The following is a 24867-nucleotide window of genomic DNA, read 5'->3' as shown; positions in this document are numbered from 1 at the left end:
CTAAGCCTCCTCTTTTAAACTTTTTAATTCTAATGTGCCATTTTTTCTATACCAAAGCACACATAAAGCTACTCCAACAGCCACTTCACAAGCTGCAATACCTATGATAAAAAGTGCAAAAACTTGACCATTTAAATCTTGATGCATTTTTGAAGCAGCCACTAAAGCTAAATTTGCAGCATTGAGCAAAATTTCACTTGAAATAAATAACATAATGAGATTTTGTCTTTTTAAAATTCCAATAAGCCCAATCACAAACATTAAAATGGCTATAAAAAAATATTTTTCTATCATTGTTTTTCCTTTAAAAGCTCTTTGTGAGTAAGTACTATGGCACAAACAAGAGCAATCAAGAGTAATATAGCTATAAATTCAAAGCCTAAAAGATATTTTGAGAAAACCTGTAAAGCAAGTTGCTGATTATTATTAAATAAAGTTAAATCTTGCAAAGGTAGATCTGTTTTTACATTTTGATATTTAAAACCTAAGATAGCAAATAAAAGAAAAATGGCACTTAAAAATATCAAAACAAAAAAACTTTTTTTAGCTTTAATCTTTTCTTTAAATTCTTTAGAAGCATCAAAAAACATCATAGCAAAGCTATAAATTCCAAGCACAGCTCCACCATAAACGATGATTTGTATCGCACCTAGAAAATCTGCATCTAATAAAAAATAAAATCCTGATAAAAATACCATTCCTCCAGCTAAAGCTGAAAGAGAATAAAGCATAGTTTTGCTTAAAACCGCTATTAAAAAAAATCCTAAGACAAATATGCTAAAAAATACAAAGGCTAAAGTTTCTATCATTTGACTTCTCCTTGTGAATTTTGATCTTGAGTTTCTAAGGCTTTATTTTGCATTGCATCATAATAATTTGGAGTTTTCTTAACCAATAAATCAGCATCTTTTCTTAGACTTCCAGCTCCTTCAAATTCTACTTGCTGTTTTAATTTGTCAATAGGAGTTAAAAAATCTTGCTTATAGCCAAAATAAGATCTTTGCTCTGCTGCATTTTCATATTCTAAACCATGAACTATAGCAAGTTCTGGACATACTTCAGCACAAAATCCACAATAAATACAACGCCCCAAATTAATACTATAATTATTTACTTTTTTGCGTCCATCTTTATCTAGGGAGGTCTCCATTCTTATACAATTACTGATGCAAATTTTTTCACAAAGCCCACAACCTATACATCTTTCATTTTCACTTTCTATAAAACGCATAAGCCTATGCACTGCACGATAACGATTATCAAGTTGGAGTTTTTCTAAAGGATATTTTATGGTTGCACTATTATTTCTTTTAAGCATTTCACGCATCACCACCCATAAACCCACAAAAAGCTCAAGTTTGATACTTCTTTTTAAAGCTTGTAAAATTTTTTGCCACGTCGTAACGGGCGTTTTTCTTTTTTCATCAACCAAATAATAATTTTTCATTTAAACTCCTATAAAAGCACTGCTAAGGCTGTAATTAAAAGATTTAAAACTGCCAAAGGAATTAAAATTAAATAACACATCCTCATTACCTGATCAGGACGCAATTGAGGAAAAGCGGCTCTAGCCCAAAAATACCAAAAGAAAATAAATACTGATTTTAATATCATCATAATCCAACCAGGAATAATCCAAAAGCTATTAAAACCTCCTAAAAATAGCAAAGAAATTAAAATAGCACCCGCTATCATACTAGCATATTCACCGATGAAAAACATACCCCAACGAAGTCCGGAATATTCTGTTCCATAACCAGCAACAATTTCAGCATCGTTTTCTGTTAGACAAAGCGGAGTTCTATTGGTTTCGATAAAAAGAGCTATAACAAAAAGTATAAAAGCTAAAGGTTGTTTAAAAATAAGCCAAGACAAAATTCCATCGTTTTGATAATTATTAATATCCACCAAAGAAAAAGAACCCACAAGCATCACAATAGCCATTAAAGCCAAAGCTCCAACGCTTTCATAAGAAATGATAGCTACAAGCCCTCTTGCAGCACCCAAAATAGACCATTTGTTATTACTTGAAAGCCCACCTAAAAATACCGCATAAAAACAAAGTCCAGAAGTTCCTATAACAAAAAGTAAAGCTACATTAATATCAGAAATTAAAGGCTGGATAATATGTCCAAAGAGTGTAAATTCGGGCAACATTGGAATAGCTGCTAAAGAAACAAAGGCACAAATGGCAGACAAAAGAGGCGCTATTGCAAAAATAATTTTTTGAGAATTATAAGGAATAATATCCTCTTTTGTGAAAAGCTTGATCATATCAGCAACAAGCTGAATCAAACCAAAAGGACCGACCATATCAGGTCCTATACGACGTTGAAAATACGCCAAAACTTTTCTTTCAGCATAGGTTGCAAGTCCTGCTAAAGTAGCAAAAAATGCAACCACAATAACGCATTTTATTAAAGTTACTAAAACAAAAAAAGCAAAATCACTCATTGTTTGCTCCTATTTTTTGTATTTGTGCTAAAACAAATCTTTGATCAAAAAAGCTTAAAGTATCTATCTTTTCATCAAAATATGGCAAATAAGCTCCGTTTTTTAGATCCTTATCTACACGCACACTTAAGCTTATTTCTTTATTATTGATTGTAATTTTTACTAAGTCTTTATCTTTTAAATTTCTTTCATTGGCTAAATTTTCACTGATTCCAATAAATATTGCTTCATTGATCGCACTTGCACGATTTGAAAATCTACCAAATTGATAACTAGGATTTGCACTATAAAGCAAAATATCATTATCTTTTGGCTCTAAAGTATTAGAATTTGGAGCTAAAAATTCTTTCTTAGCGTTTTTCTTAAAACAATCTAAATTAAGCTGATAACCCCTTTTGCATTCTCCGCCATTGGTGTAATAATTTTCCAAATTATCAAATTCAATAGGAGAAAAACCTTTATCCATAGGAAGTCTCTTTGTATAATCAATGGTATATTCTTGATCAAATCCTAAAGCATTAGATAAATCATTTAAATAATATCCGCCAAATTCTAAAGCAGCATTTGTTGGAACTACTCTTTTATCATAATTTAAAAATGTTCCTTCTTGCTGATTTAAACTAGAACTCGCCAAATCAGCGTGCTCTTCATAAGAAAATGTAAAATCTCCTTTTTCATTATAACCCAAAGTTTTACCTTCTGCTTTATCAGCGCTTAAATCACAAATCATCGCTACACCCAAAGTATTAGTATGTGTAGGATTTAGAAAAACTTTAAAAGGAGTGCTTGTTTGTATTAGTGCTAATAACTTAGCAAGTTTTTTAGCATCATGGTGGAAGTAAAAATCGCTACCAACCACAAGAGTAAATTTAGACTTTTTAAGCAATAAATCCTCAAGCTTATCTTCATCCAAACCTAAATTTTTAGCAAAAACAGAACGTTGCACTTCTATATTCTTTTTTACTTTTTTTGGAACAAGTTTTTTCACTTCTTTTTCGATCTCATTACCTTCTTCGTCTTTTTCTACAACTTTTTCAATCACTTCTTCATTGATCGTTTCTTCAATTTCTTTATTTTCTTTAACAAAAAATTCAGCTAAATGAGCCTTAATGCTTTCATCTGTTGTAAATTTTTGAAGTAAAAAATATAAAATTTGCTCTTCATCTCCACTTTTATGAATACATGAAAGAAAATTCTTAGAATATTTTTCAACACCCAAATCCCCTATAGGATGAAAATAAAGCCCTGCTCCTTTATTCATTACTAAAGAATTATTAACTTTGTAGCTTAGAGTTGGCGCATCATATCTTAATAAAGTTCCTAAAACTACTAAAAAATCGCTCTTGGTGATATCATCACTTACGGCATTATACATTTCTCCTGAATTTTCTATAAATTCATTAAGAAATTCTTTAAATTTTAAAGCTTCTTCATTGATAAGATTGAGATTAAACTTATGCTTTAAATTTTGCAAAATCAAAGCCTCTTCATTGGTTATAAAGCTATTGAATTTAATATTTTTAATTTCATTTTTTTCAAAAAGTGCTACAAGTTCATTAAAAGCTTTTTCATCTTTAGTAGCCTCATTTTGCGTATCAAAACCAAATCTTGCTGCTTTATTTAAAGTTGCAAAAGCAAAATCATTACTCACGCGATAAATTTTAGGCTTTTGATCGCTAATTCCACTTTGTTTGATATCATAATACATAAGCTCACAATCACTAGAATGAGGATTTGCTGCTGGAATTCTTGTAAGCTCCCAAGCATTAGAGCTGTATTGAAATTTTGATCCGATCAAAGCTCCCGTTGGACATACACTTGTACATTCTCCACAAAAGGAACAATTTAGACTTTCACCATTGGATGGGCCGATTAAACTTTTTTGGAATTTTGTCCAAATTGCATAAGCATCTTTGCCCATTGTTTCTTTAAAACCAGCGTCTACAGCATCTCCTCCACGTGGAACAGTTTTTAAAGCACTTTCGCCGATCTTATCCTTACAAACTGTGACACAGCGTTCGCAAACTATACAAAGAGCTGGATCATAATTGATCATCCCCCAATGTTTATGTGGTTTATGAGTGTCTTTTATCCAATGTCTTTGCACATTCACTCTTGATTTGTGTGTGAAATTTTGGAGCTCACACTCACCAGATTTATCACAAACTCCACATTCTAATGGATGATTGATACAATAAGCTTGCATGATCTCATTTCTCTCATCCCATAAATTTTGCAAATCACTTTCTACAACCATACCATCTTTTGCTTTGGTATTGCAAGAATAAACCTTTTTACCATCAGCCTCTACCATACACATACGACACGCTAAAGTAGGGCTACAACCGGTCAAATAACAAATTGCAGGAATAAAAATATCATTTCTTCTTGCTATATTAAGGATATATTCGCCTTCTTCAAAGGCGCAATCTATACCATTTATTTTAACTGTCATTTTGCTTCCTTTATGCGAATTTGAGTAAAATCAAAACCAAAATTTTCATGATTTAAAAAACCAATAGTGCCTTGTAAATTTTCATCTAAACAAAGTGTGGTTTTAAGATTGAAATCTTTGGCTAAAATTTCTACTTCGCTTTGATCTTTGCATTTTGAAATTTGTAAAAATTGCTTTGAGCAATGTAAATTATTGTCATCCAAATCAGCCTTAAAAAGCACTAATCCATCGTAATTATCCAATTCTTTTAAAGGATTAAATTTTGCATTTTCAAAATGGCATTCTTTTTCATTGCTGTCTAAAATTTTAAGTTGATACTTTTGGCTTAAAAAATTTAAAAAATATTTTATATTTTCACTGTCTTTGTATAAATCAATATTTTTATCTATAATTAAATATTTTGCCGTTTTTAAAAAATCCAATGTATCACTTGCTTCTTCTTCCCCAAAACAAGATTCAGCACTTAAATAACCTTCATCTAAATCTTTAAAAGTATTTTCATCACTCATTTTGCAAAGCAAGGCTAAAACAAAACTCAAACTTGCAATTTCACATTTATAAAATTTAGCTTTTAAAAACTTATCCTCTAAGCAAGAAATATTAATATTCTCGCCTTGAATTCTTGTGCATAAATCTTTATTTTTAATGCTTGGCATATCTAAAAAACAAAGTGCCTTTTCATAAATCATACACTTTCCTTTTTGATAACGATAGTCCAATCGACTTGATTAAATTTTAAAGAATTAAGAAGTTCACATCCATTTTCTTTTACAAAAGAAAAACTTTTTTCTACAGCAGAAAAATCACCGATTTCAAAAAGAATCACCAATACTTCCCCTACCTTAACCTCTTTAATAGTCTGTGCTAAATCCTCAAAGAGCGCTTTGCTCTTTCTTAAATCTACCCTTCTCATCGATCAATCTCACCTAAAACTATATTTACATTACCCATGATCGCAACCACATCCGCTAAATACGTTCCCACTAACATTTCTTCAAAAAAAGAACAATGCCAATAACTAGGAGTTCTAGCTTTTAAACGATAAGGTCTTCCGCTTCCATCACTATGGATAAAAAATCCTAACTCGCCTTTTGGACTTTCAGTAGGCACATAAACTTCACCTTTTGGAGGCTTTAAGCCTTGAGTAACTAAAACAAAATGTTGCATGAGTGAATAATTTTGTGTCAAAATTTGCTCTTTTGAAGCACTAACATATTCTGGATGGTTAGCTAAAATTTCAGGCGGCGTATCCTTATAAAGGGCTGCACATTGTCTTAAAATTTTAAGACTTTCTCTAAATTCTTGCATATAAACTTTATATCTTGCATAAGAATCACCTTGAGTTGCATAAGGCACACCAAAATCCACTTCATTATATAGCAAATAAGGTTCTTCTTTGCGTATATCATAGCAAATTCCGCTTCCTCTTAAAAGTACTCCACTACAACCCCAATTTAAAACTTGTTCTTTAGTTACCACGCCAACATTTTCAGTTCTTAAGCGCCAAATTCGATTATCATCTAATAAAGCTTCATAATCAGCGATATCTTTAGGAAATTTATCGCAAAAAGCTAAAAGTTCTTGTAAAAAGCCTTCAGGCAAATCAAGCATCACTCCTCCAATTCTCATTGAAGAATGTGTAAGTCTCGCTCCACAATACTTTTCAATCAAATCTAAAACATATTCTCTTTCTCTAAAACAATATAAAAATACAGTCATAGCTCCGATATCAAGTGCGTGAGTTGCAAGCCAAAGCAAATGCGATCCTATACGATTAAGTTCTAATAATATCATACGAATCACTTGGGCTCTGCGTGGAATTTCCAAACCACATAATTTTTCAACTGCAGCACAATAAGCATAGTTATTTGAAGAAGCTGCAACATAATCCATTCTATCGGTTGTAGGAATAAATTCTTGATAGATCATATTTTCAGCCATTTTCTCCATACCGCGATGCATATAACCTATAGTTGGACGTGCCTTCACGACCTGTTCCCCATCAAGCTCTAAAATAAGACGTAAATTTCCGTGTGCTGAAGGGTGTTGAGGCCCTAAATTGATAATCATTTTTGAATCTTCTTGTTCAAAAGCTATATTTTCATAATAAGGTTTTAACTTGCTAGGAATTTGCATTTTAACGCCTTTTCTCTAAAATTTTTGCTTGATCGCGTTTGACTTTTTTCACAAAAGCAACGCCCTCTTCTTCTTGATATTCTTGTTTGAAAGATATTTCTTTAGGATTAGCTCCTTTAGCGGTTTCATGATAAATTCTTGCAAAATTAAGAGTATCTTTATCATCCACAAAGCCAGAATCTCTTTGTTCAGGTCCAACAACTTCACGATATTCTTTTCCAAAAATTCTATCAATTTCATACCATTGTGCAAACTCATCTCCTTTTAAAGGATAAGTTTTTAAAAGAGGGTGACCATACCAATCATCAGGCATCAAAATACGTTTTAAATTTGGATGATTGATGATAAATATTCCATACATATCATAAATTTCTCTCTCGCTCCAATTGGCTCCTTTAAAAACGCTAGTAACGCTTTGCAATCTTTCTTTAACGCCCACAAAAGTTTTAACTCTTACTCTTAATTTTTTATCGATATTTAAAAGCTGATAAAAAACCTCAAAACCATTTCTAGAAGCAACAAAATCAATAGCACTTGCTTCAGTGAAAGATATATAGCCTAGATTTTTAAGAATTTGCAAGGTTTTAATATTATCTTCTTTATTGATTTGAATCACCCAAAAATCAAGCTCTATAAAAGAATCTAAAATTCCAATTTGCTCTTTTAAAATTTCATAATCTTGTTTAAATTCACTCTCATCAACATTGATCTTAGCTGTATGTGGAGCATGATAAAATCTATCTTTATAATAATTTTTTAATTGAACATCTTTTTTATCACTATATTTTCTCATCTTTATACCAACCTTTTTGGTGCAATTTTACGACTTGCTTTTTCTTTACGAATTCTTTTTTGTAAAATCATCAAAGCAAATTGAAAACTTTCAGGACGAGGAGAGCAACCTGGTACATAAATATCTACCGGTATAATACGATCCACTCCTTGCACCGTAGAATAAGTATTAAACATTCCTCCGGTATTTGCACAACTTCCCATTGAAATAACCCACTTAGGTTCAGGCATCATATCATAAAGTCTTCTTGTAAATTCAGCGTGTTTTTTACTCAAAGTTCCTGCGATAATCATCACTTCGCTATGACGAGGAGAAGCCCTAAAAATAGTTCCAAAGCGGTCAAAATCGTATCTTGAACCTCCTGCTGCCATCATTTCTATAGCACAGCACGCCAAACCATAAGATAAAGCCCATAAAGAATTACTTCTACCCCATTGAACAAGCTTATCAACACTAGTTAAAACTACTGGTAAACCGCTAGCATAATTTATTTGATGCTCTGCCATGCAAACGCTCCTTTTTTATATGCATATAAAAAACCTACTCCTAAAAGTAAAATAAAAATTAACACTTCTAAAAGTCCAAACCATCCTAGGATTTTAAAAATCAAAGCCCAAGGAAATAAAAATACGACTTCAATATCTAAAAGAATAAATATCAAAGCGACAATAAAAAATTGAGAATTAATTTTATTTGCTTGTTTAACAGGTATAGGACCACATTCATAAATTCCAAGTCCTAGTCTTTTTCGATTTTTTGAGGCAAAATTATTGCCGATTTTTGAAGCTAGAAAAACCAATCCGAAAAAGATTACACTAGCAAGCACTATCATTAAAAAGATACCAAAATAAGGGTGTGCCACATCTATATGAGACATTTGCTCTCCTTCTTTAAATTTAAACATTTTTTATTGTCTTGCAATAAAATTTTATCCCACAAAGATAATATTTTACTCTAAAATTTCTATATTAAAACTTAGAATAAAAAAATTTGTGTTAATTTTATATTAAAATTGGATTTTTTTATACTTGAATTTATCAAATAAATTTTTATGATGGGTTATAAAAATATAAGAAATATTGCGTTTTTGCTGGTATTGATTTAAAAAACAAAGAATTTCGTTAGAATTTTTTGTATCAAGCATTGAAGTTATTTCATCTAAAATCAATAATTTAGGTTTTAAAATTAAAGCACGGATAAGTCCTATACGAGAAGCTTCTCCGCCGCTTAATTCATAAGGTTTGCATTCTAAAATTTGTCGCTTTAAGCCAAAACGATCAAAAAAATCAAAAATCACCTCATCATTCTTTTTTAAATTAAAATTTTCCAAACCATCCTGTATTAAATTCTTAATTTTTTTATAGGGATTTAAAGCCATTTTTTGATCTTGAAAGCAATATTGTATTTCTTTTCTTAAAAGTCTTTGTTTTTCTTTGTTGATCTTATGCACATTGTGATTTTGATATAAAACTTCACCCTCATTTGGATCTTCTAAAAAACAAAGTATTTTTGCTAAAGTCGTTTTTCCACAACCACTTTGCCCTAAAATCATTAAATTTTCACCTTGTTCTAGAGAAAAATTAATATTTTTAAAAACTGTATATCTTTCTTTCTTTAAATACCAATGTTTTTTTATCTCATAAAATTTACTCAAATGATGCACTTTAAGCATTCATATTTCCTAAAAATTGATCCAAAGTATAAAGTTTAGTTTGATCTTTTTCTATGAGAAGAATTTCATCAGCCAAAGAATGCACTAAATCTAAATCGTGAGTGATACAAACCAAAGCAATATCTTTTTTTAGCTCTTTTAAAATTTGAATGATTTTTTGATTATTTTTTTCATCCAATGAAACATTTACCTCATCACAAATTAAAATTTCTGGCTTGTGCAATAAAGCTAAAGCTAAACTCACTCTCCTAGCCATCCCTACACTTAACTCATGAGGATAAGAATGCCATAATAAATCCAAATTTTCAAAACCCAATTGTTCAAAATAAGAAAAAACATATTTTTTATACTCTTTTTGATTTAAATTTGTATGAGTTTTTAAAATAAAAGAGCATAATTTTCCTAAGTCCATATAAGGATATAAACTTAACTCGCTATCTTGCAACACTAATGCGACTTTAGATCTAAATTCTCTAAGTTGATTTTTCTTTAGCTTTAAAATTTCAACTCCATTAAAGCTAAATTCATCAGCGGTTAAACTAAATTTAGAATTCAAAAGCCTCACTAAAGCTTTACTTAATAAACTTTTTCCTACTCCACTTTCTCCTAGCACCGTTAAAGCTTGACCTTTTTTTAGTTCAAAGCTAATATTTTTTAGTAAAATTTTATTTTTAAAACTTATATTTAAATTTTTAACTCTCAAGATCTCACTCCCCAGCGATCCTGTAAAAAATTACCCAACCATAAAAGCGGTAAAAAAAGTAATATAAGAGTTAAAAGTGGAAAAAATATTACCCACCAAGCTCCTACAAAAACTGCTTTTGAAAAATCATTTAATAAAATTCCCAAAGTTGGAATTTCAAACCCCATACCAAGCCCAAAAAAACTTAAAGTGGATTCTGTAGCAATAGCATGGATAATATTAAAAACAAAAAGTGTAAAAATCAATGATTTTAAAGCCGGTAAAAGATCTTTTAAAAAAATTTTCAAAGGAGTTCTTCCTAAAACTATACTTGCTTTATAAAATTCCAAACTCTCTAATTTTTTTAATTCACTCTCAAGCATCCTAGCGATGAAGCACCAATGTATTAAAGCGATTAATACACTCATGAGTAGCATATTTACACTCATAAAATTTTGAAAAAACATCAATAATAAAAAAGCAGGAAAGGCTAAAAAAAGATCTAATATTCTCATCCAAAAAGTATAAAAAAATAAACGCGCCAAAAAAAGATAAAAAATCGCAAAAAAAATGGATAAAAATGAACCAAAAACTCCTATTAATAAAGAATTTCTCAAAGCAAAAAGCAAACGAGAATACAAGTCTCTACCTAAAAAATCCGTACCTAAAATATAAATTTGATTTGGAGCTTGATAAGCATTTTGCAAATGTATTGATAAAATATCAAACGAAGCTAAAAATGGCGCTAATAAAGCCAATACAGATAAAACGATTAAGGGTGAAAGATAAATAAAAATCTTAAACAAAAGAAAACTTTCTTAACTTTGGATTTAAAATTTGAGAAATTATATCACTTAAAAAACTTAGCAATGTCGCAAAAAGAACACTTAAGAACAATAAAGCCAAAACCACAGGAAAATCTTTATAAATAATGCTTTGAATCAATAAAAATCCAATCCCACTAAAATTAAAAATATTTTCTACAATATAAGTTCCCATGATGAAATTTAAAGCAGTAGCTCCAAAATAAGAGATAATCGAACCTAAACAATATTTTAAAACCAAACAATTAATATCACTTTGTTTTAAAGCTCTAGCATAAAGATTTTGTATAAAAATTTGAGAAAAACACTCATGGATAAGATTTCTTGCTATTCTTAAATATAAAGCCAAATGAGATAAAACAAGAACCAAAATAGGAAAAATAAGATGCTTTAAACGACTAAAAAAGTCGTTTTCAAATTCTATATCACCGATTAATAAAAAATGGCCAAAAAAGCTAAAAATAAATATAAAAATCAATGCGATCACCAAAGGAGGCAGGGCGAAAAAATTTAATGTTACAAAAGTAATGATTTTTTCTATAAAACTATTTTTAAAATGATACTCCACAAAAGCCAAAAAAATACTCAAAAAAAATAAAATACCTAGGGCGCTAAAACTTAAAATCAAAGTATTTAAAAACCTTTCTTTTATAATCTTTAACACCCTTTCTCCGCTTAAAAAAGATATACCAAAATCCCCTTTTAAAGCCTTAAAAATCCAATTTCTATATTGAATCAATAAGGGACTATCGAGTCCTAAATTTTTTTCCACTCTTTTAACAAATTCTTTGCTTTGAGTATTGCTACCATTAGCATAACTTATATTGGCTTTGCTAAAATGTAACATTATAAAGCATAAAAAGGTACTTAAAAAAGCTACTAAAATACCAAAAAATAAACGCGAAAGCACTAGAGCTTAACCCATTCATAAATATTTGAAGTAAAGCCTACACCATGATGACCCAAAATTCTAGACTCAATGCCTTTAATCTTAGCATCATAAACTAAAGCAAAATCTAAATAAACAAGAAAAATAAAAGGAGGATCATCATATAAGGCATCAATAAATTCTTTATAATATTTTTTGCGTTCATTTAGATCAAAAGTATTTCTAGCCCTAAATAAAGAATCATCAACTTTTTTATTATGATAATGCCCAAAATTCCAACCTTGTTCATTTAAATCACTATCTTGAGAGCTTTCAAAAACTCTAAAAGTATGAAAGTCAGGATCAAAAGGACTCCCCCAACCAATAACAAAACTATCAGCCTTAGAATAATCAAAACTACCAGCCGGCTTTGCTACAATCTGCGTTAAAACCCCAATTTTTCTAAATTCACTTTGCAAAATTCCTGCTAAACTTACCCTTAAAGGATCATTACTCATAGCATAAATTTGAAATTTCAATTCTTTTCCATTTTTTTGAAAAATTCCATCTTTATTTTTAGTAAAACCAGCATCCAAAAGCAATTTTTCTGCCTTTAACACATCATAATTAAAAGAATTAAAATGTTTAGGATTTGCCCAAGAATTTTGCAAAGGATGAAAGGCAACCATGCCATATCCATGCAAGAGATTTTTCACTATACTTTCTCTATCTACGGCATAATTTAACGCTTTTCTTACTCTTACATCTTTTAAAAATTCATTATTTAAATTAAACATTAAAGCTCTATAATCAACCGATTTTTCTCTTAAAATCTTAAATTTTGGATTATTTTTAAAGATATTTAATAAAGAATTGTCAATCAAAGCAGCATCTATAGTGCCATTTTTAAGTTCCATACTCGCAATTAAAGGATCAAAAATATGCTTTATGATTAATTTTGGAGTTTTAACCTTAGCTCGATAAAATTTATCATTAGCTTCTAATTTTACATATTCTCCTTTTTTCCACTCAACAAATTTATAAGCTCCTGTTCCTATAGGATGCTCATTAAAAGAAGCTGTATTTAGATCTTTATTTTCAAGCAAATGTTTTGGCAGTATTCCTATACTTAAAGCATCCAAAAAAGCCGGATAAGGTTCAAAAAGCGTGATTTTTATGTGATAAGGATTGATTATTTCTATTTTTTTTACATTGTCAAAATTAACATACAATGGAGAATTATTTTTCGAATTTTTAAAAGCATCTATACTGAATTTAACATCTTGGGCACTAAATTTTACTCCATCATGCCACAAAACATCATCCCTTAAAAAAATATCATAAACTAAACCATTTTTACTGATTTTCCAAGACTTTGCTAAATCTGGTTTTAAATTCATATCCTGATCAAAATAAACAAGTCCTGAAAAAATAAGATTAATAAGCACATCATGATCTTCACTATACGCAGGATTTATCCTTGAAATTTCATTTTCCACTGCGATGATTAAAGTATCTTTTGGAATCTTTGCTTGTAAATTCACAAACAAAACTAAGATAAAAATCCAAAATCTAAACATCTTTTTCCTTAAAAATTGTATTTATTTAATTATAAAATAAAACCAAACAAGCCACAAGCCCCTAGAGGGGATAAATCAATATAAAATTTTTACATTACAAAATTTAAATATTTATAAAAACTAAAATAAATATAAATATTGGTTAAATATCAAAATTATACAAGCAAACCTCTATTTTAAGACATTTTTAGTCTTAATTTTACTTGAATTTTATATTTTTTTGGAATATAATGATTAAATATTTTGTAACAAAATACAAAGGAGCATACATGCAGCAAAATCGTAGAGATTTTTTAAAATGGAGTTCTTTATTTGGTGGTTTAGCTTTAACTCCTATGCAGTTAAGTTCGAATTTATTAAAAACCTCGCCCATAGTAACAAAATGGGCAGGATGTAATGTAAATTGTGGAACAAAATGTCCTATTAAGGTTCATACTCAAGATGGGGTTGTAAAATACGTTAGCACGGACAATGAAGGAGAAGATGAGTTTGACACACGTCAAGCTAGAGCTTGTGTTAGAGGAAGAAGTTCAAGATATAAGGTTTATAATGCCAATCGACTTAAAAGGCCTTTAAAAAGAGTAGGTAAAAGAGGAGAAGGTAAATTTATGCCTATTTCTTGGGAGCAAGCTTTCGATGAAATCGCTTCAAAAATGAAAGAGGTAAAAGAAAAATACGGAAATGAAGCATTTTTTATCACCTATGCTACAGGAACCACCGGAACTATTATCAATCGCTGCACTTCAGGCCCTTGGGCAAGACTTTTAAGTCTATATGGAGGTTATCTAAATTATTATAATTCTTACTCAACAGCACAAATTACAAATGCAATGAATTATTTTTATGGAGGATCTCCTGCAAGCGATATCGCGACTCTACGTTCTGCAAAACTCGCTATCTTTTTTGGTGCTAATCATGTAGAAACGAGAATGGGCGGAGGTGGCATAGGCTATGCTTATCATAAAGCTTTAGAAGAAAGTGGTTGTAAGATTATCCATATTGATCCAAGATATAATGATTCTTGTATAGGGCATTGTGATGAATGGATTCCAATAGCTCCTGGAACGGACGCAGCTTTAATTGCAGCTTTAGCCTATGTGATGATTAAAGAAAATTTACTGGATAGGAAATTTCTTGATACTTACACTATAGGTTTTAGCGAAAATACCCTACCAAGTGATGCACCTAAAAATTCAAGTTATGAAAGTTATGTTTTAGGAACTTATGATGGTATAGAAAAAACTCCCGAATGGGCGAGCAAAATCACAAAAATTCCATCTCGTCGCATCACTCAACTTGCAAGAGAAATCGCTTTAACCAAACCTTGTTTTATCGAACAAGGCTGGGGAGTGCAAAGACATTCTAATGGGGAGCAAAATGCAAGAGCTATTGCAACTTTAGCTTGCATGATAGGAAGTATAGGCATAGAAGGAGGTAATACAGGTTGTCGCACCGGATCAAGTAAAACTTACGATATTATGGGAATGCCTTATAAAAATCCTATTAAAGATTCTATTCCTTGTTTCTTATATACCGATGCTATTTATCGCGGTAAAGAAATGACAGATCTTAGTGATGGGGTGCGTGGAACAAAACAACTCAAACAATATCAAATTTATCTTCAATACAGCAGGAAATTGTTTAACCAATCAGCACAGCACTATTAAGGAAGTTGATCGCATTTTAAGCGATGAAAGTTTGTGTGAATGCATTGTTGATATCAATGTTACAAGAACGCCATCTAATAATTATGCTGATTATATTTTGCCTGATGCGACTATGTTAGAACAAGAAGATTTTATTAGACCTAGCGCAGGATATTATAGCGATAGGCCTTATATTATCTATTGTCAAAAAGCTATAGAACCTGTGGGCGAGGCAAAACCTATTTATGAAATGTGTATCGAACTTGCCAAAAGATTAGGTATAGAACAAGAATTTAGTGAAGGAAAAACTCAAAAAGACTGGTTAAAATATCTTTATGAAGAAAGTATGAAAAAAAATCCACTCTTGCCAAGTTTTGAAGAAATGTGCGAAAAAGGACTTGTAAAATTTGATCCGGTTAAACCTGTTGTCGCACTTGAAGAATTTATAAAAGATCCTATCAATCATCCTTTAAAAACCCCAAGCGGTAAAATCGAAATTTATAGTAATGAACTTGCAAAAATGCAAAAAACTTGGAAATTAAGAGAAGGGCAACAAATCGTTCCTATTCCTGTGTTTGAAAGTCAAAGAGAAGGCATACTTGATCCTTTAAAAGAAAAATATCCTTTACAATTTTATGGATATCACTACAAAGGAAGGACTCATTCTAGTTTTTGGGAAATTCCACAAATTAGAGAAACAAACCCTCAAGAAATTTGGATCAATCCTATTGATGCACAAGCAAGAGGTATTAAAACAGGAGATGTGATCCAAGTTAGAAATGACTTAGGTATTATCCAAGGAATGGCCAAAGTAACACCAAAAATCATACCAGGTTGTGCAGTCACTCCTCAAGGAGCGTGGGCTAAATATGAAAATGGTATCGATGTAGGAACTTGCGTTAATTCTTTAGCTAGTATAGTGCCAACTGCTATTTCAAAAGGCAATGGACAACATTCTATTTTAGTAGAAATTGCAAAAGTTTAAGGAGTGTAAAATGAATTTAGAAGAAAACTCACAATTTGGTTTTATGCTTGATCAAAGCAAATGCGTAGGCTGTAGAACTTGTTCTTTATCTTGTAAAGATTATAAAAATATGCCCGTTGGGGTAAATTTTCGCCGTGTTTTTGAAACAGAAGGAGGTAATTGGACTTGCAAAGAAGAAGATGGAAGTGTAGAGCAAAACGTTTTTGCTTATTATACTTCTATATCTTGCAATCACTGCTCTGATCCAGCTTGTCTTAAAGCTTGTCCAACAGGTGCAACCATGAAGGTAAAATGGGGTATAGTGAAGGTTGAAGATAGTATGTGTATAGGATGTAAAGCCTGTGCTATGGCTTGTCCTTATGGCGCTCCACAATTTAATCACGAAAGTGGACACATGAGCAAATGCGATGGTTGCTATGATAGACTCAAAGAAGGAAAAAATCCAATTTGTGTGGATTCTTGTCCTTTTAGAGCCTTAAAGGCTGGAGATATCGCTAAATTAAGAGAAAAACATGGAAATTTAGCTTCAATCACTCCTTTGCCTGATGCAAGTATCACGCATCCAAATTTATGTATAGTGCCTGAAAAACATAGCTTACCTTCAGGAAATAAAAGCGCAATCTTTCATTTGCCACAAAATTATCAAGGAGTAAAAAATGACATCCTTTAATCATATTTTTAGCGAAATGCCTTTAGTGCTTTTTACCATACTCGCACAAGCCTTTATCGGGCTTAGCTTTGTCTATGCTCCTGCTTTTTTAAATGGCTATAAAAATTTTACTCATTTAAAATCTTTTGGGCTTTTTTTAGGTATAGCTATGATCGTAGCTTTTATACCTTCTTTTTTTCATCTAAATGACATAACACATATTTTTAATGTTCTTAACCGACTTGGATTTTTTTATGCTAATAATCAATGGTATGTAGGTTGGATGAATAATGAAATTTTATTCTCTTCTCTTGTTTGTGTTTTTGGCTTTTTACTTTATTTTAAAAATAAAAAATGGGTCTTTTTTCTAACATTGCTATGCGGAATTTTAGGAATTTTCTTTATGAGTGGCGCTTATGGTTCTATGCAAAAAAGTGTGCCGACTTGGAATTTTAAAATCACTTTGCTTTATTTTTTTGCTAGTGCGATTTTTTTGGGTTCTATTCTTTATTATTGTTTCTTTGAAGAAGGTGAACACGAAAGAAAAATGTCTTTTTTTGCAGGGCTTATTGGTATAGGATTATTAAGTACGGCTATTGTTTTACAAACCTTGCACGTAGGACAAACTTGGATTATGGGACTTGTCAATCCTTTTGAGCTTTTAGGGGGAACTTATATTTGGTTTATAGGATCATCTTTTGCATTTTTGGGATTAAGCATCACTTGTTGGTATTTAAATAACTATCTTTATGAAAAATTCCAAAGTAAATTTTTTACCTATTTTGCTCTATTGTGTGCTTTTATAGGAGTGTTTATCACTAGAATGCTATTTTATGGTCTAATAAGCACACAAATTATGCTAGGACACTCTTAATGAAACATCTAGCAATAGATATTTTCATTACTTTTTTAAAAAATCCACCTAAACAAGATTTGCTAGAGAAAATTCAAAAAGAACAACTCTGGCAAAGGTGGTTTTTAAAAAATGAAAATCCTTTACAAAAAGAAGCTTTAAGGCTACTAAGTCATTCTAAAGAAGATGAAAAGGCAATAGGATATGATTTTACTTGTCTTTTTTTAAGCGATATTGATTTTGTCAAAGCTCCGCCTTATGCTTCTTTTTATCTTGATAAAGATAAAGAAATTTACTCAAGTAATTCTGAAAAAGTCAAAAATATCTTTTTAAAATACAATTTTTTAAATTTTTTAGAAAATGAACCTCAAGATAGCTTGATTAATGAACTTTTATTTATCAAAGAATTGCTAAAAAATGATGACAAAAAAACCTTGAAAGAATTTTTAGAAAAAGAGTTTTTCACTTGGTTTAATACTTGGAACGATGACTTGGAAAAAGCAGCAAAAAGCGATTTTTATAGAGGTTTAGCTATGCTTATGGGAGATTTTTTTAATGATTTGAAAAATTAACATAGGTTATTTTTTTATCCTTTGATTTTATATATAATTGCCTTGCTATCAAAAATATATCGAAGGAAAAATATGACTCAAGAACAAATTCAAATCATTAAAGATTGTGTCCCTATTTTACAAAAAAATGGAGAGGATTTAACAAAAGAATTTTATAAAATTATGTTTAATGATTATCCTGAGGTCAAGCCTATGTTTAATATGGAAAAACAAATTTCAGGAGAGCAGCCAAAAGCTTTAGCGATGGCAATTTTAATCGCGGCTAAAAATATAGATGATTTAGAAAAAATGAGGTCTTTTGTTGATAAAGTCGCTATAACTCATGTAAATTTAGGAGTTAAAGAAGAACATTATCCTATAGTTGGTGCTTGTCTTTTAAAAGCTATAAAAAGTCTTTTAAATCCAGATGAAACCACTCTTAAAGCTTGGGAAGTTGCTTATAATAAAATAGCTAAATTTTATATCGATATAGAACAAAATAATTCTATATAATAAAATCATTATTTGCTTAAATTATAAATATTAAAAATTTAAGCAAATAGGCAAAACTGAATTTAAACAATATTGCTAAATTAAAAGCCAAATGAAATTGAAAAATGTAATAAAAAGTCAAATTATGAAAAATAAATCGTCAAATTAATTTTTTTAAAGATTAGCAAATCAATTAAATTTTTATATACAAAACCTTAACTAGTTTTACAATTTCAATTTTTAAATTCTACAAAAAAGTATTTTGTTATTTAAATTTAAAATTATCGTAAAATTTCACTCAAATTCAGCAATCAAACTTTTAGCTTTTTCTTTGATATTTTCACCTTTTAACTCGCTTATATTGCCTTCTTGTGCAAGTAAAATTCGATCAGCGCTATCAAAATAAGCATCATCATGGGTAATAGCAAAAATAGTTTTACCTTGTTCTTTTAATAAAGGTAAAAGTTTTTTATAGAAAAATTTTCTAAATACCGGATCTTGATCTGCTGCCCATTCATCAAGAATTAAAACATCCCTTTGTTCTAGCAAAGCTATAAGCATAGCTAAACGCTTTTTTTGCCCTGTAGAAAGCTTGGTAAAAGTTAATTCATTATCCACAACACTTGTTTTATTTTCAAGCTCTAAAAAATTAAGCCAAAAAGCAATTTTTTCTTCGCTTGCAAAACCATTTTTACTTAAGGTTTTGCTAAAAAGATGAAAATCGCTAAAAACTGCAGAAATAAGCGATCTGTATTTTTTTAAGCTTTTTTCATCATCAATTCGCATATTATCCACATAAATTTCGCCATCACTTGGTTTAAAAAGTCCTGCTAAAAGCATACAAAAAGTTGATTTTCCACTTCCATTTTTGCCGATTAAAAATATAAGTTCTCCTTTTTTTATATCAATACTTACAGGATTTAAGCTGAAATTCTCTTCATAAGAAAAAGAAACATTTTTAAAAGAAATTTGTTTCCAATCTTTAATATAATCTATCTTTTTAAAACCTTCCCTATATTCATCTAATTCTAATTTTTCGATTTTATCTAAAGCGATTTTTGCTAAAAGCAAAGTAGGAAAAGAAGAGATCATAGAAACCAAAGGAGTTCTTAAAAATAAAATAGAAAGAGCTATAGTGGTTGCCTCATTTACACTTGCTAGATTATATTTTAAAGCTAAAAAAAACTCCATACCCACTAAAGCTAAAAGCGTTACATTTGTCCAATTGTTTGATAAATTATTAAAAAGATTGCCTAAAGTGCTATTTATCTTTTTTGCTTTTGCATTATTTTCAAATTCAAGCTCATAATAAAGCTTAGCTCTATCTTGATTGATTAAAAGTTCTTTATGGCCATCAAGTATATTTTGATAATTGTTTTGCAAAGCATCATCATTTTCTCTAGCCTTACGAAAATAATAATAAACTTTCATCATTAAAAAATGATTTGTTATAAAAACAATTGCGATCCAAACTGCACAAAAAATAAAAATTTCAACAGAAAGATAGCACAAATAGACACTCGTGCAAAAAATCAAAATGCTTGATTGCAAAAAATCAGGCAAACGCAAAAGCCCAAAAGATATATTTCTAACATCAGATCCTAAAGATGCTAAAATTCTTGCTTTTCCTACCTTAGCCACTCGAAGCAAAGGAGTGTCTAAAATTTGTTTTACAATACGCTTTTGCATTTTAAAAATAAAATTTTGTCCAAAAATACTCAATCCAAGTTCTACTATAGTCGAACTTGCAAAAAAAACTAAAAGTAAAATTAGAAAATAAAAAATAGGTATATTTTGCACACTTTTAAGCAAATAATCATTGATAAAAATTAGAGTAAAAACCCCTACAATACTCGTTATAAAAGAAAAAAACAAAAAGGATAAAAATTTTAACTTATTATTTTTAAGCATTTCAACAATAAAAGACATTTTTTCAACTCCAAATAATTTTTATTATAACATTTTTAAAATGATAAAAAATAAAGTAATGATTAAAGATAAAGCATTTTTAAATTCAAATTAGATACCATTTCAAAAAAATATCAAGATGGATCTAATGAAAAAAATAATTTTTATGGGAACCCCAGCTTATGCAACTTGCATTTTAAAAGCTCTTTTAGAAAATGAGAATTTTAACATCGTAGCACTTTTTACCCAACCCGATAAAGCAGTAGGTAGAAAACAAATTTTAACTCCAAGCCATACAAAAGCTTTTTTAAGCAGTCATTCTTCTTGTATTCCGATTTTTACGCCTAAATCATTAAAAGATGAAGCAACCATTAAGCAAATTAGCGACTTAAAACCCGATTTTATCGTAGTGGCTGCTTATGGAAAAATTTTACCTAAAGCCATTTTAGATATAGCTCCTTGTGTAAATTTACATGCTTCTTTATTGCCAAAATATCGCGGTGCTAGCCCTATTCAAAGCGCGATTTTAAATGGCGATGAAAAAAGTGGGGTTTGCACTATGCTTATGGAAGAAGGGCTTGATACAGGTGCTATACTTGAAAGTTTGGAATGTGATATTAAAGATAAAAATTCAAGCGAAGTTTTTGAAATATTGGCTAATTTAGCTGCAAAGCTTATCATTTCCACTCTTTTAAATTTTGAAAATTTAGCCCCTAAAAAACAAGATGAAAATTTAGCAACTCAATGTACAAAAATAAAAAAAGAAGATGGGATGATTACATTCAACAACGCAAGAGAAATTTATCAAAAATATCTCGCTTTTACCCCTTGGCCAAATATTTTTTTAGCTAATGGTTTGAAATTTTTAGAATTAGAACTTGTAGATGAAAATAAAATATTTAAACAAGAAGGAGAAATTCTAGAATTAGACAAAGAAAGTTTTTTACTATCTTGTAAGCAAGGTATTTTGCGTATAAAAAAATTACAAGAAAGTGGAAAAAAAATCCTTGATGGGCGTACTTATTTAAATGGAAAGAGGTTAAAAGTTGGAGATTATTTGCATTGAAAGTATAAATTCAACCCATCTTTTTTTATGTGAGCAAATTCGCAGTGGAAAAATAACAAAAAATACCGCTTTATATGCCCTAGAACAAACTCAAGGAATAGGAAGTAGAGAAAATTCATGGCAAAGCTCGAAAGGAAATTTGCATCTTTCTTTTTGCTTAAAAGAAGAAAATTTACCTAAAGATTTACCTTTAGCTTCTGTTAGTATTTATTTTGCCTATTTGATCAAAGAAATTTTAGCAGATAAGGGTTCTAAAATATGGCTTAAATGGCCAAATGATTTGTATTTAGATGATAAAAAAGCGGGTGGAGTTATGAGTACAAAAATTTCTGATTTTATCATCGGAGGAGTGGGATTAAATATCACTTTTGCTCCAGAAAATAGAGCTTTATGCGATATTAAAATTTCCATTGAAAATTTAGTTAAAGAGTTTATAAAAAAGCTAGAAAAAAAAATTTTATGGAAGAATATTTTTAGCAAGTATATGTTAGAATTTGAAAAATCAAGACATTTTAGCATCCATTATAAAGGCAAAATTTTTTCACTTAAAGATGCTTGTTTGTATCAAGATGGATCAATTTTATTAGACAATAAAAGGGTATATAGTTTAAGATGAGCGAGATTATCACAATAGCAAATCAAAAAGGCGGCGTAGGCAAAACAACAACAGCTGTAAATTTAGCAGCTTCTTTAGCGGTAGCAGAAAAAAAAGTGCTTTTGATTGATGTCGATCCTCAAGCCAATGCTACAACAGGACTTGGCTTTAATCGCAATAATTATGAATATAATATTTATCATGTTTTTATAGGTAGGAAAAAACTTTCTGATATTATTTTAAAAACAGAATTACCACAACTTCATTTAGCCCCATCAAATATTGGACTTGTAGGTATAGAGCAAGAACTTGCTAAGGGCGAAAATAATGAAAAGAAAACCGTATTAAAAAATCAAATTCAAGAAGTTTTGGATGAATATGATTTTATCATTATAGATTCTCCTCCAGCACTTGGAAGTATCACTATAAATGCTTTTGCAGCAAGTGATAGTGTTATTATTCCTATACAATGTGAATTTTACGCACTTGAAGGTGTTGCCATGGTTTTAAACACCATTAAAATCATCAAAAAAACACTCAATCCAAAACTTAAAGTAAGAGGTTTCTTGCCAACCATGTATAGCTCTCAAAACAATCTTTCTAAAGATGTAGTAGAGGATTTAAAGCAAAATTTCAAAAAACAGCTTTTTACAATCAATGGCAATGAAGATGATTTTATTGTTATTCCACGCAATATTAAATTGGCAGAAAGCCCTAGTTTTGGCAAACCTATCATACTTTATGATATAAAATCGCCTGGATCTTTAGCTTATCAAAATTTAGCTTATTCAATTTTAGGATAAAAAATGGGATTAAATAAAGACAGAGGCTTAAAAAGCCTTATGGGAAATGTAGAAGAGGTATATACTAGAGAACTTGGACTTGATAAAAATCAGGTCAAGCTTATCGAAATTGAAAAAATTATCCCAAATCCCTTCCAACCAAGAAAAGTTTTTGATGAAACAGCTTTAAATGAACTTGCAAATTCCATCAAAGAATACGGATTAATACAACCTATTATTGTATTACAAAAAGAGGATAAATTTATTTTAGTCGCAGGAGAAAGAAGACTAAGGGCTACTCAAATTTTAGGCGAAGAAAATATATTAGCTTTTGTATCCGATAGAGATGAAATCAAACTTAGAGAACTTGCTCTTATAGAAAATATACAAAGAGAGAATTTAAATCCTATAGAACTTGCTCATTCTTATAGAGATTTAATCGAAGTGCATAATATCACTCAAGAAAATTTAGCCGAACTCATTCATAAAAGCAGAACACAAATCACCAACACTCTAAGACTTTTAAATTTAGACAGCCGAACTCAAAAACTTATCATTGAAGGTAAAATCTCTCAAGGCCATGCTAAAGTTTTAGTTGGCTTAAATGAAAAAGATGAAAAAATGCTCGTTGATAGCATCATAGGTCAAAAACTCAATGTAAGAGAAACAGAAAAAATTGTTCAAAAGTTAAAAAATAAAGAAAAAATCGAAGAAAAAGAAGATGTGGAATTTGAAAATTCCATGCAAAATTTAAAGCAAACTCTAGGCAAATTTGGCTTCTCTTGCACTCATAAGAAAAATAATTTTATTATTCATTTAGAAAATATCGCTGAAATTAATAAATTGATTAAAATTTTTAATTAATTTAACGCAATTCTTATGTTTTATATGTTAGAATAAAAAGTTTTTTTAGGAATTATAGCAAAAAAAGGGAAATTTTTATGTTTGAAGATATGCATCCATCTATAATGTTTGCTACTATGGCTATCTTTTTGGCTATGATAGTCATTTTAAATACTATGCTATATAAACCTCTTTTAAAATCTATAGATGAAAGAAATGATTCTATTAAAAATGATGAAAATAAAGCAAAACAATATTCTCAAGATATATCAAGTGCAAATGATGAAGTTGAAGCAATTTATGCTAATGCTAGAGAAGAAGTTTTTAAGATCAAGCAGCAAGCTATCAATGCTGCTAAAGAAGAGGCGGAGCAAGTTGTTAAGGCCAAAAAAGAAGAATTAGAGCGAAGGATGAGTAATTTTTATTTGGAACTCGAAAATCAAAAAAAAGAATTTAAAGCAAATTTGGATCAATATTTGCCAGATTTAAAGCAAACTTTGCAAAACAATATTAAAAAAATAGGAATAAAAGAATGAAAATTTTTTACAGTCTCATTTTATTAAGCCCTATATATGCAATGGCTGCAACTGAGTATGATATTGTTCCTAGAACTATTAATTTTTTAATTTTTATAGCCATTTTATATTATTTTTCAGCAAATTTTTTTAAGAATTTTTATAAAAATCGTATTATAAAAATTTCTTCTAAAATTGATGAAATTCAAAAAAATCTCTTAGAAAGTAAAGCGAAAAAAATCGATATAATGAAAAAAATCGAAGAAGCAAAGGCTAATTCTGTAGCAGCTATATCTATGGCTAAAAAAGAAGCAGATGCTCATGCTCAAAAAATCAAAGAAGAAGCTCAAAGTGAAATTGCTTTACTTGAGCAAAATTTTGAAGAACAAAAAAAATACGAATTAAGAAAAATGAAAAAAGAGGTTGTTTTATCTGTCTTGCAAGAAATTTTTGAAGATCCAAATATAAGCTTAAAACAAAATGAAATTATAGATATTATATCAAAGAAAGTGTCTTAA

General features: G+C 29.9%; 29 protein-coding genes. 12 read left to right on the top strand and 17 right to left on the bottom strand.

The window, feature by feature from the left end; genetic code table 11:
- The 16 genes from nuoK to H2280_RS02855 all read right to left on the bottom strand — a co-directional run bounded on the left by nuoK (position 1) and on the right by H2280_RS02855 (position 13464).
- Entirely contained in the window at positions 1-294 is a 294-nt protein-coding gene (nuoK, locus tag H2280_RS02930) for an NADH-quinone oxidoreductase subunit NuoK (RefSeq protein WP_137624010.1), read from the bottom strand.
- Complete coding sequence (locus H2280_RS02925; protein ID WP_137624011.1) at positions 291-809, bottom strand: NADH-quinone oxidoreductase subunit J; 519 nt, start codon at positions 807-809, stop codon at positions 291-293. Before H2280_RS02925 ends, nuoK begins: the two co-directional genes overlap by 4 nt.
- Positions 806-1447 carry an NADH-quinone oxidoreductase subunit NuoI gene (gene nuoI, locus H2280_RS02920; protein ID WP_137624012.1) on the bottom strand — a complete coding sequence of 214 codons (642 nt, stop codon included), beginning with the start codon at positions 1445-1447 and terminating at the stop codon, positions 806-808. Before nuoI ends, H2280_RS02925 begins: the two co-directional genes overlap by 4 nt.
- A gap of 8 nt (positions 1448-1455) precedes the next feature.
- Positions 1456-2454 carry an NADH-quinone oxidoreductase subunit NuoH gene (gene nuoH / locus H2280_RS02915; protein ID WP_137624013.1) on the bottom strand — a complete coding sequence of 333 codons (999 nt, stop codon included), beginning with the start codon at positions 2452-2454 and terminating at the stop codon, positions 1456-1458.
- Positions 2447-4909, bottom strand: coding sequence for an NADH-quinone oxidoreductase subunit G (locus tag H2280_RS02910; RefSeq protein WP_337215622.1), 2463 nt, complete (start codon positions 4907-4909; stop codon positions 2447-2449). The genes nuoH and H2280_RS02910 overlap by 8 nt, the downstream gene beginning before the upstream one ends.
- On the bottom strand, positions 4906-5598 hold the full coding sequence (locus H2280_RS02905) for a hypothetical protein (RefSeq protein ID WP_337215621.1): 693 nt from the start codon (positions 5596-5598) through the stop codon (positions 4906-4908). Before H2280_RS02905 ends, H2280_RS02910 begins: the two co-directional genes overlap by 4 nt.
- Positions 5595-5822 (bottom strand): NADH-ubiquinone oxidoreductase subunit E family protein, encoded by a 228-nt coding sequence (locus H2280_RS02900; RefSeq protein ID WP_337215620.1) that lies wholly within the window; start codon positions 5820-5822, stop codon positions 5595-5597. The genes H2280_RS02905 and H2280_RS02900 overlap by 4 nt, the downstream gene beginning before the upstream one ends.
- Positions 5819-7045 (bottom strand): NADH dehydrogenase (quinone) subunit D, encoded by a 1227-nt coding sequence (gene nuoD / locus H2280_RS02895; protein WP_137624017.1) that lies wholly within the window; start codon positions 7043-7045, stop codon positions 5819-5821. Before nuoD ends, H2280_RS02900 begins: the two co-directional genes overlap by 4 nt.
- A 1-nt stretch (position 7046) precedes the next feature.
- Positions 7047-7838, bottom strand: coding sequence for an NADH-quinone oxidoreductase subunit C (locus H2280_RS02890; protein ID WP_337215619.1), 792 nt, complete (start codon positions 7836-7838; stop codon positions 7047-7049).
- Between the two features lie 2 nt (positions 7839-7840).
- Entirely contained in the window at positions 7841-8344 is a 504-nt protein-coding gene (locus H2280_RS02885) for a NuoB/complex I 20 kDa subunit family protein (RefSeq protein ID WP_137624019.1), read from the bottom strand.
- Entirely contained in the window at positions 8326-8715 is a 390-nt protein-coding gene (locus H2280_RS02880; protein ID WP_137624020.1) for an NAD(P)H-quinone oxidoreductase subunit 3, read from the bottom strand. Before H2280_RS02880 ends, H2280_RS02885 begins: the two co-directional genes overlap by 19 nt.
- Before the next feature lie 129 nt (positions 8716-8844).
- Positions 8845-9510: an ATP-binding cassette domain-containing protein gene (locus H2280_RS02875; RefSeq protein WP_337215618.1), complete on the bottom strand. Its 666-nt coding sequence runs from the start codon at positions 9508-9510 to the stop codon at positions 8845-8847.
- Positions 9503-10213, bottom strand: coding sequence for an ATP-binding cassette domain-containing protein (locus H2280_RS02870; RefSeq protein ID WP_337215617.1), 711 nt, complete (start codon positions 10211-10213; stop codon positions 9503-9505). Before H2280_RS02870 ends, H2280_RS02875 begins: the two co-directional genes overlap by 8 nt.
- Complete coding sequence (locus tag H2280_RS02865) at positions 10210-10998, bottom strand: ABC transporter permease (RefSeq protein ID WP_337215616.1); 789 nt, start codon at positions 10996-10998, stop codon at positions 10210-10212. The genes H2280_RS02870 and H2280_RS02865 overlap by 4 nt, the downstream gene beginning before the upstream one ends.
- Complete coding sequence (locus H2280_RS02860) at positions 10991-11926, bottom strand: ABC transporter permease (RefSeq protein WP_337215615.1); 936 nt, start codon at positions 11924-11926, stop codon at positions 10991-10993. Before H2280_RS02860 ends, H2280_RS02865 begins: the two co-directional genes overlap by 8 nt.
- On the bottom strand, positions 11926-13464 hold the full coding sequence (locus H2280_RS02855; RefSeq protein WP_337215614.1) for an ABC transporter substrate-binding protein: 1539 nt from the start codon (positions 13462-13464) through the stop codon (positions 11926-11928). Before H2280_RS02855 ends, H2280_RS02860 begins: the two co-directional genes overlap by 1 nt.
- 269 nt (positions 13465-13733) lie before the next feature.
- Here H2280_RS02855 and H2280_RS02850 point away from each other — a divergent pair, with 269 nt between their 5' ends.
- The 6 genes from H2280_RS02850 (at position 13734) to cgb (ending at position 18661) form a co-directional block, all read left to right on the top strand.
- A complete protein-coding gene (locus H2280_RS02850) occupies positions 13734-15131 on the top strand; it encodes a molybdopterin-dependent oxidoreductase (protein WP_337215613.1) in 1398 nt (465 codons plus the stop codon).
- Entirely contained in the window at positions 15049-16095 is a 1047-nt protein-coding gene (locus tag H2280_RS02845) for a molybdopterin dinucleotide binding domain-containing protein (protein ID WP_337215612.1), read from the top strand. The genes H2280_RS02850 and H2280_RS02845 overlap by 83 nt, the downstream gene beginning before the upstream one ends.
- Positions 16096-16105: 10 nt before the next feature.
- A complete protein-coding gene (locus H2280_RS02840) occupies positions 16106-16765 on the top strand; it encodes a DMSO/selenate family reductase complex B subunit (RefSeq protein ID WP_137622435.1) in 660 nt (219 codons plus the stop codon).
- A complete protein-coding gene (locus tag H2280_RS02835; RefSeq protein WP_137624026.1) occupies positions 16752-17618 on the top strand; it encodes a dimethyl sulfoxide reductase anchor subunit family protein in 867 nt (288 codons plus the stop codon). The genes H2280_RS02840 and H2280_RS02835 overlap by 14 nt, the downstream gene beginning before the upstream one ends.
- On the top strand, positions 17618-18169 hold the full coding sequence (locus H2280_RS02830; RefSeq protein WP_337215611.1) for a TorD/DmsD family molecular chaperone: 552 nt from the start codon (positions 17618-17620) through the stop codon (positions 18167-18169). The genes H2280_RS02835 and H2280_RS02830 overlap by 1 nt, the downstream gene beginning before the upstream one ends.
- A gap of 72 nt (positions 18170-18241) precedes the next feature.
- Complete coding sequence (gene cgb / locus H2280_RS02825; protein ID WP_337215610.1) at positions 18242-18661, top strand: single-domain globin Cgb; 420 nt, start codon at positions 18242-18244, stop codon at positions 18659-18661.
- Positions 18662-18934: 273 nt separating this feature from the next.
- Here cgb and H2280_RS02820 read toward each other — a convergent pair whose 3' ends face one another.
- On the bottom strand, positions 18935-20569 hold the full coding sequence (locus H2280_RS02820; protein ID WP_337215609.1) for a multidrug ABC transporter permease/ATP-binding protein: 1635 nt from the start codon (positions 20567-20569) through the stop codon (positions 18935-18937).
- 127 nt (positions 20570-20696) lie between these two features.
- Here H2280_RS02820 and fmt point away from each other — a divergent pair, with 127 nt between their 5' ends.
- The 6 genes from fmt to H2280_RS02790 all read left to right on the top strand — a co-directional run bounded on the left by fmt (position 20697) and on the right by H2280_RS02790 (position 24867).
- Positions 20697-21614 carry a methionyl-tRNA formyltransferase gene (gene fmt, locus H2280_RS02815; RefSeq protein WP_337215608.1) on the top strand — a complete coding sequence of 306 codons (918 nt, stop codon included), beginning with the start codon at positions 20697-20699 and terminating at the stop codon, positions 21612-21614.
- On the top strand, positions 21595-22230 hold the full coding sequence (locus H2280_RS02810; protein ID WP_337215607.1) for a biotin--[acetyl-CoA-carboxylase] ligase: 636 nt from the start codon (positions 21595-21597) through the stop codon (positions 22228-22230). The genes fmt and H2280_RS02810 overlap by 20 nt, the downstream gene beginning before the upstream one ends.
- Positions 22227-23012, top strand: coding sequence for a ParA family protein (locus H2280_RS02805; RefSeq protein ID WP_337215606.1), 786 nt, complete (start codon positions 22227-22229; stop codon positions 23010-23012). The genes H2280_RS02810 and H2280_RS02805 overlap by 4 nt, the downstream gene beginning before the upstream one ends.
- Positions 23013-23015: 3 nt before the next feature.
- Complete coding sequence (locus tag H2280_RS02800; protein ID WP_337195849.1) at positions 23016-23855, top strand: ParB/RepB/Spo0J family partition protein; 840 nt, start codon at positions 23016-23018, stop codon at positions 23853-23855.
- Positions 23856-23932: 77 nt separating this feature from the next.
- The gene (locus H2280_RS02795; protein WP_137624034.1) at positions 23933-24370 is read left to right on the top strand and encodes a FoF1 ATP synthase subunit B'; all 438 of its coding nucleotides are present in this window, start codon (positions 23933-23935) and stop codon (positions 24368-24370) included.
- Entirely contained in the window at positions 24367-24867 is a 501-nt protein-coding gene (locus H2280_RS02790; RefSeq protein ID WP_337215605.1) for a F0F1 ATP synthase subunit B, read from the top strand. The genes H2280_RS02795 and H2280_RS02790 overlap by 4 nt, the downstream gene beginning before the upstream one ends.

This window comes from Campylobacter sp. 2457A (assembly GCF_020135895.1).
Taxonomy (GTDB): Bacteria; Campylobacterota; Campylobacteria; order Campylobacterales; family Campylobacteraceae; genus Campylobacter_D; species Campylobacter_D taeniopygiae.
The sequence above is the reverse complement of the archived record's forward strand: the minus strand, read 5'-3'. Positions and strand labels throughout refer to the sequence as shown.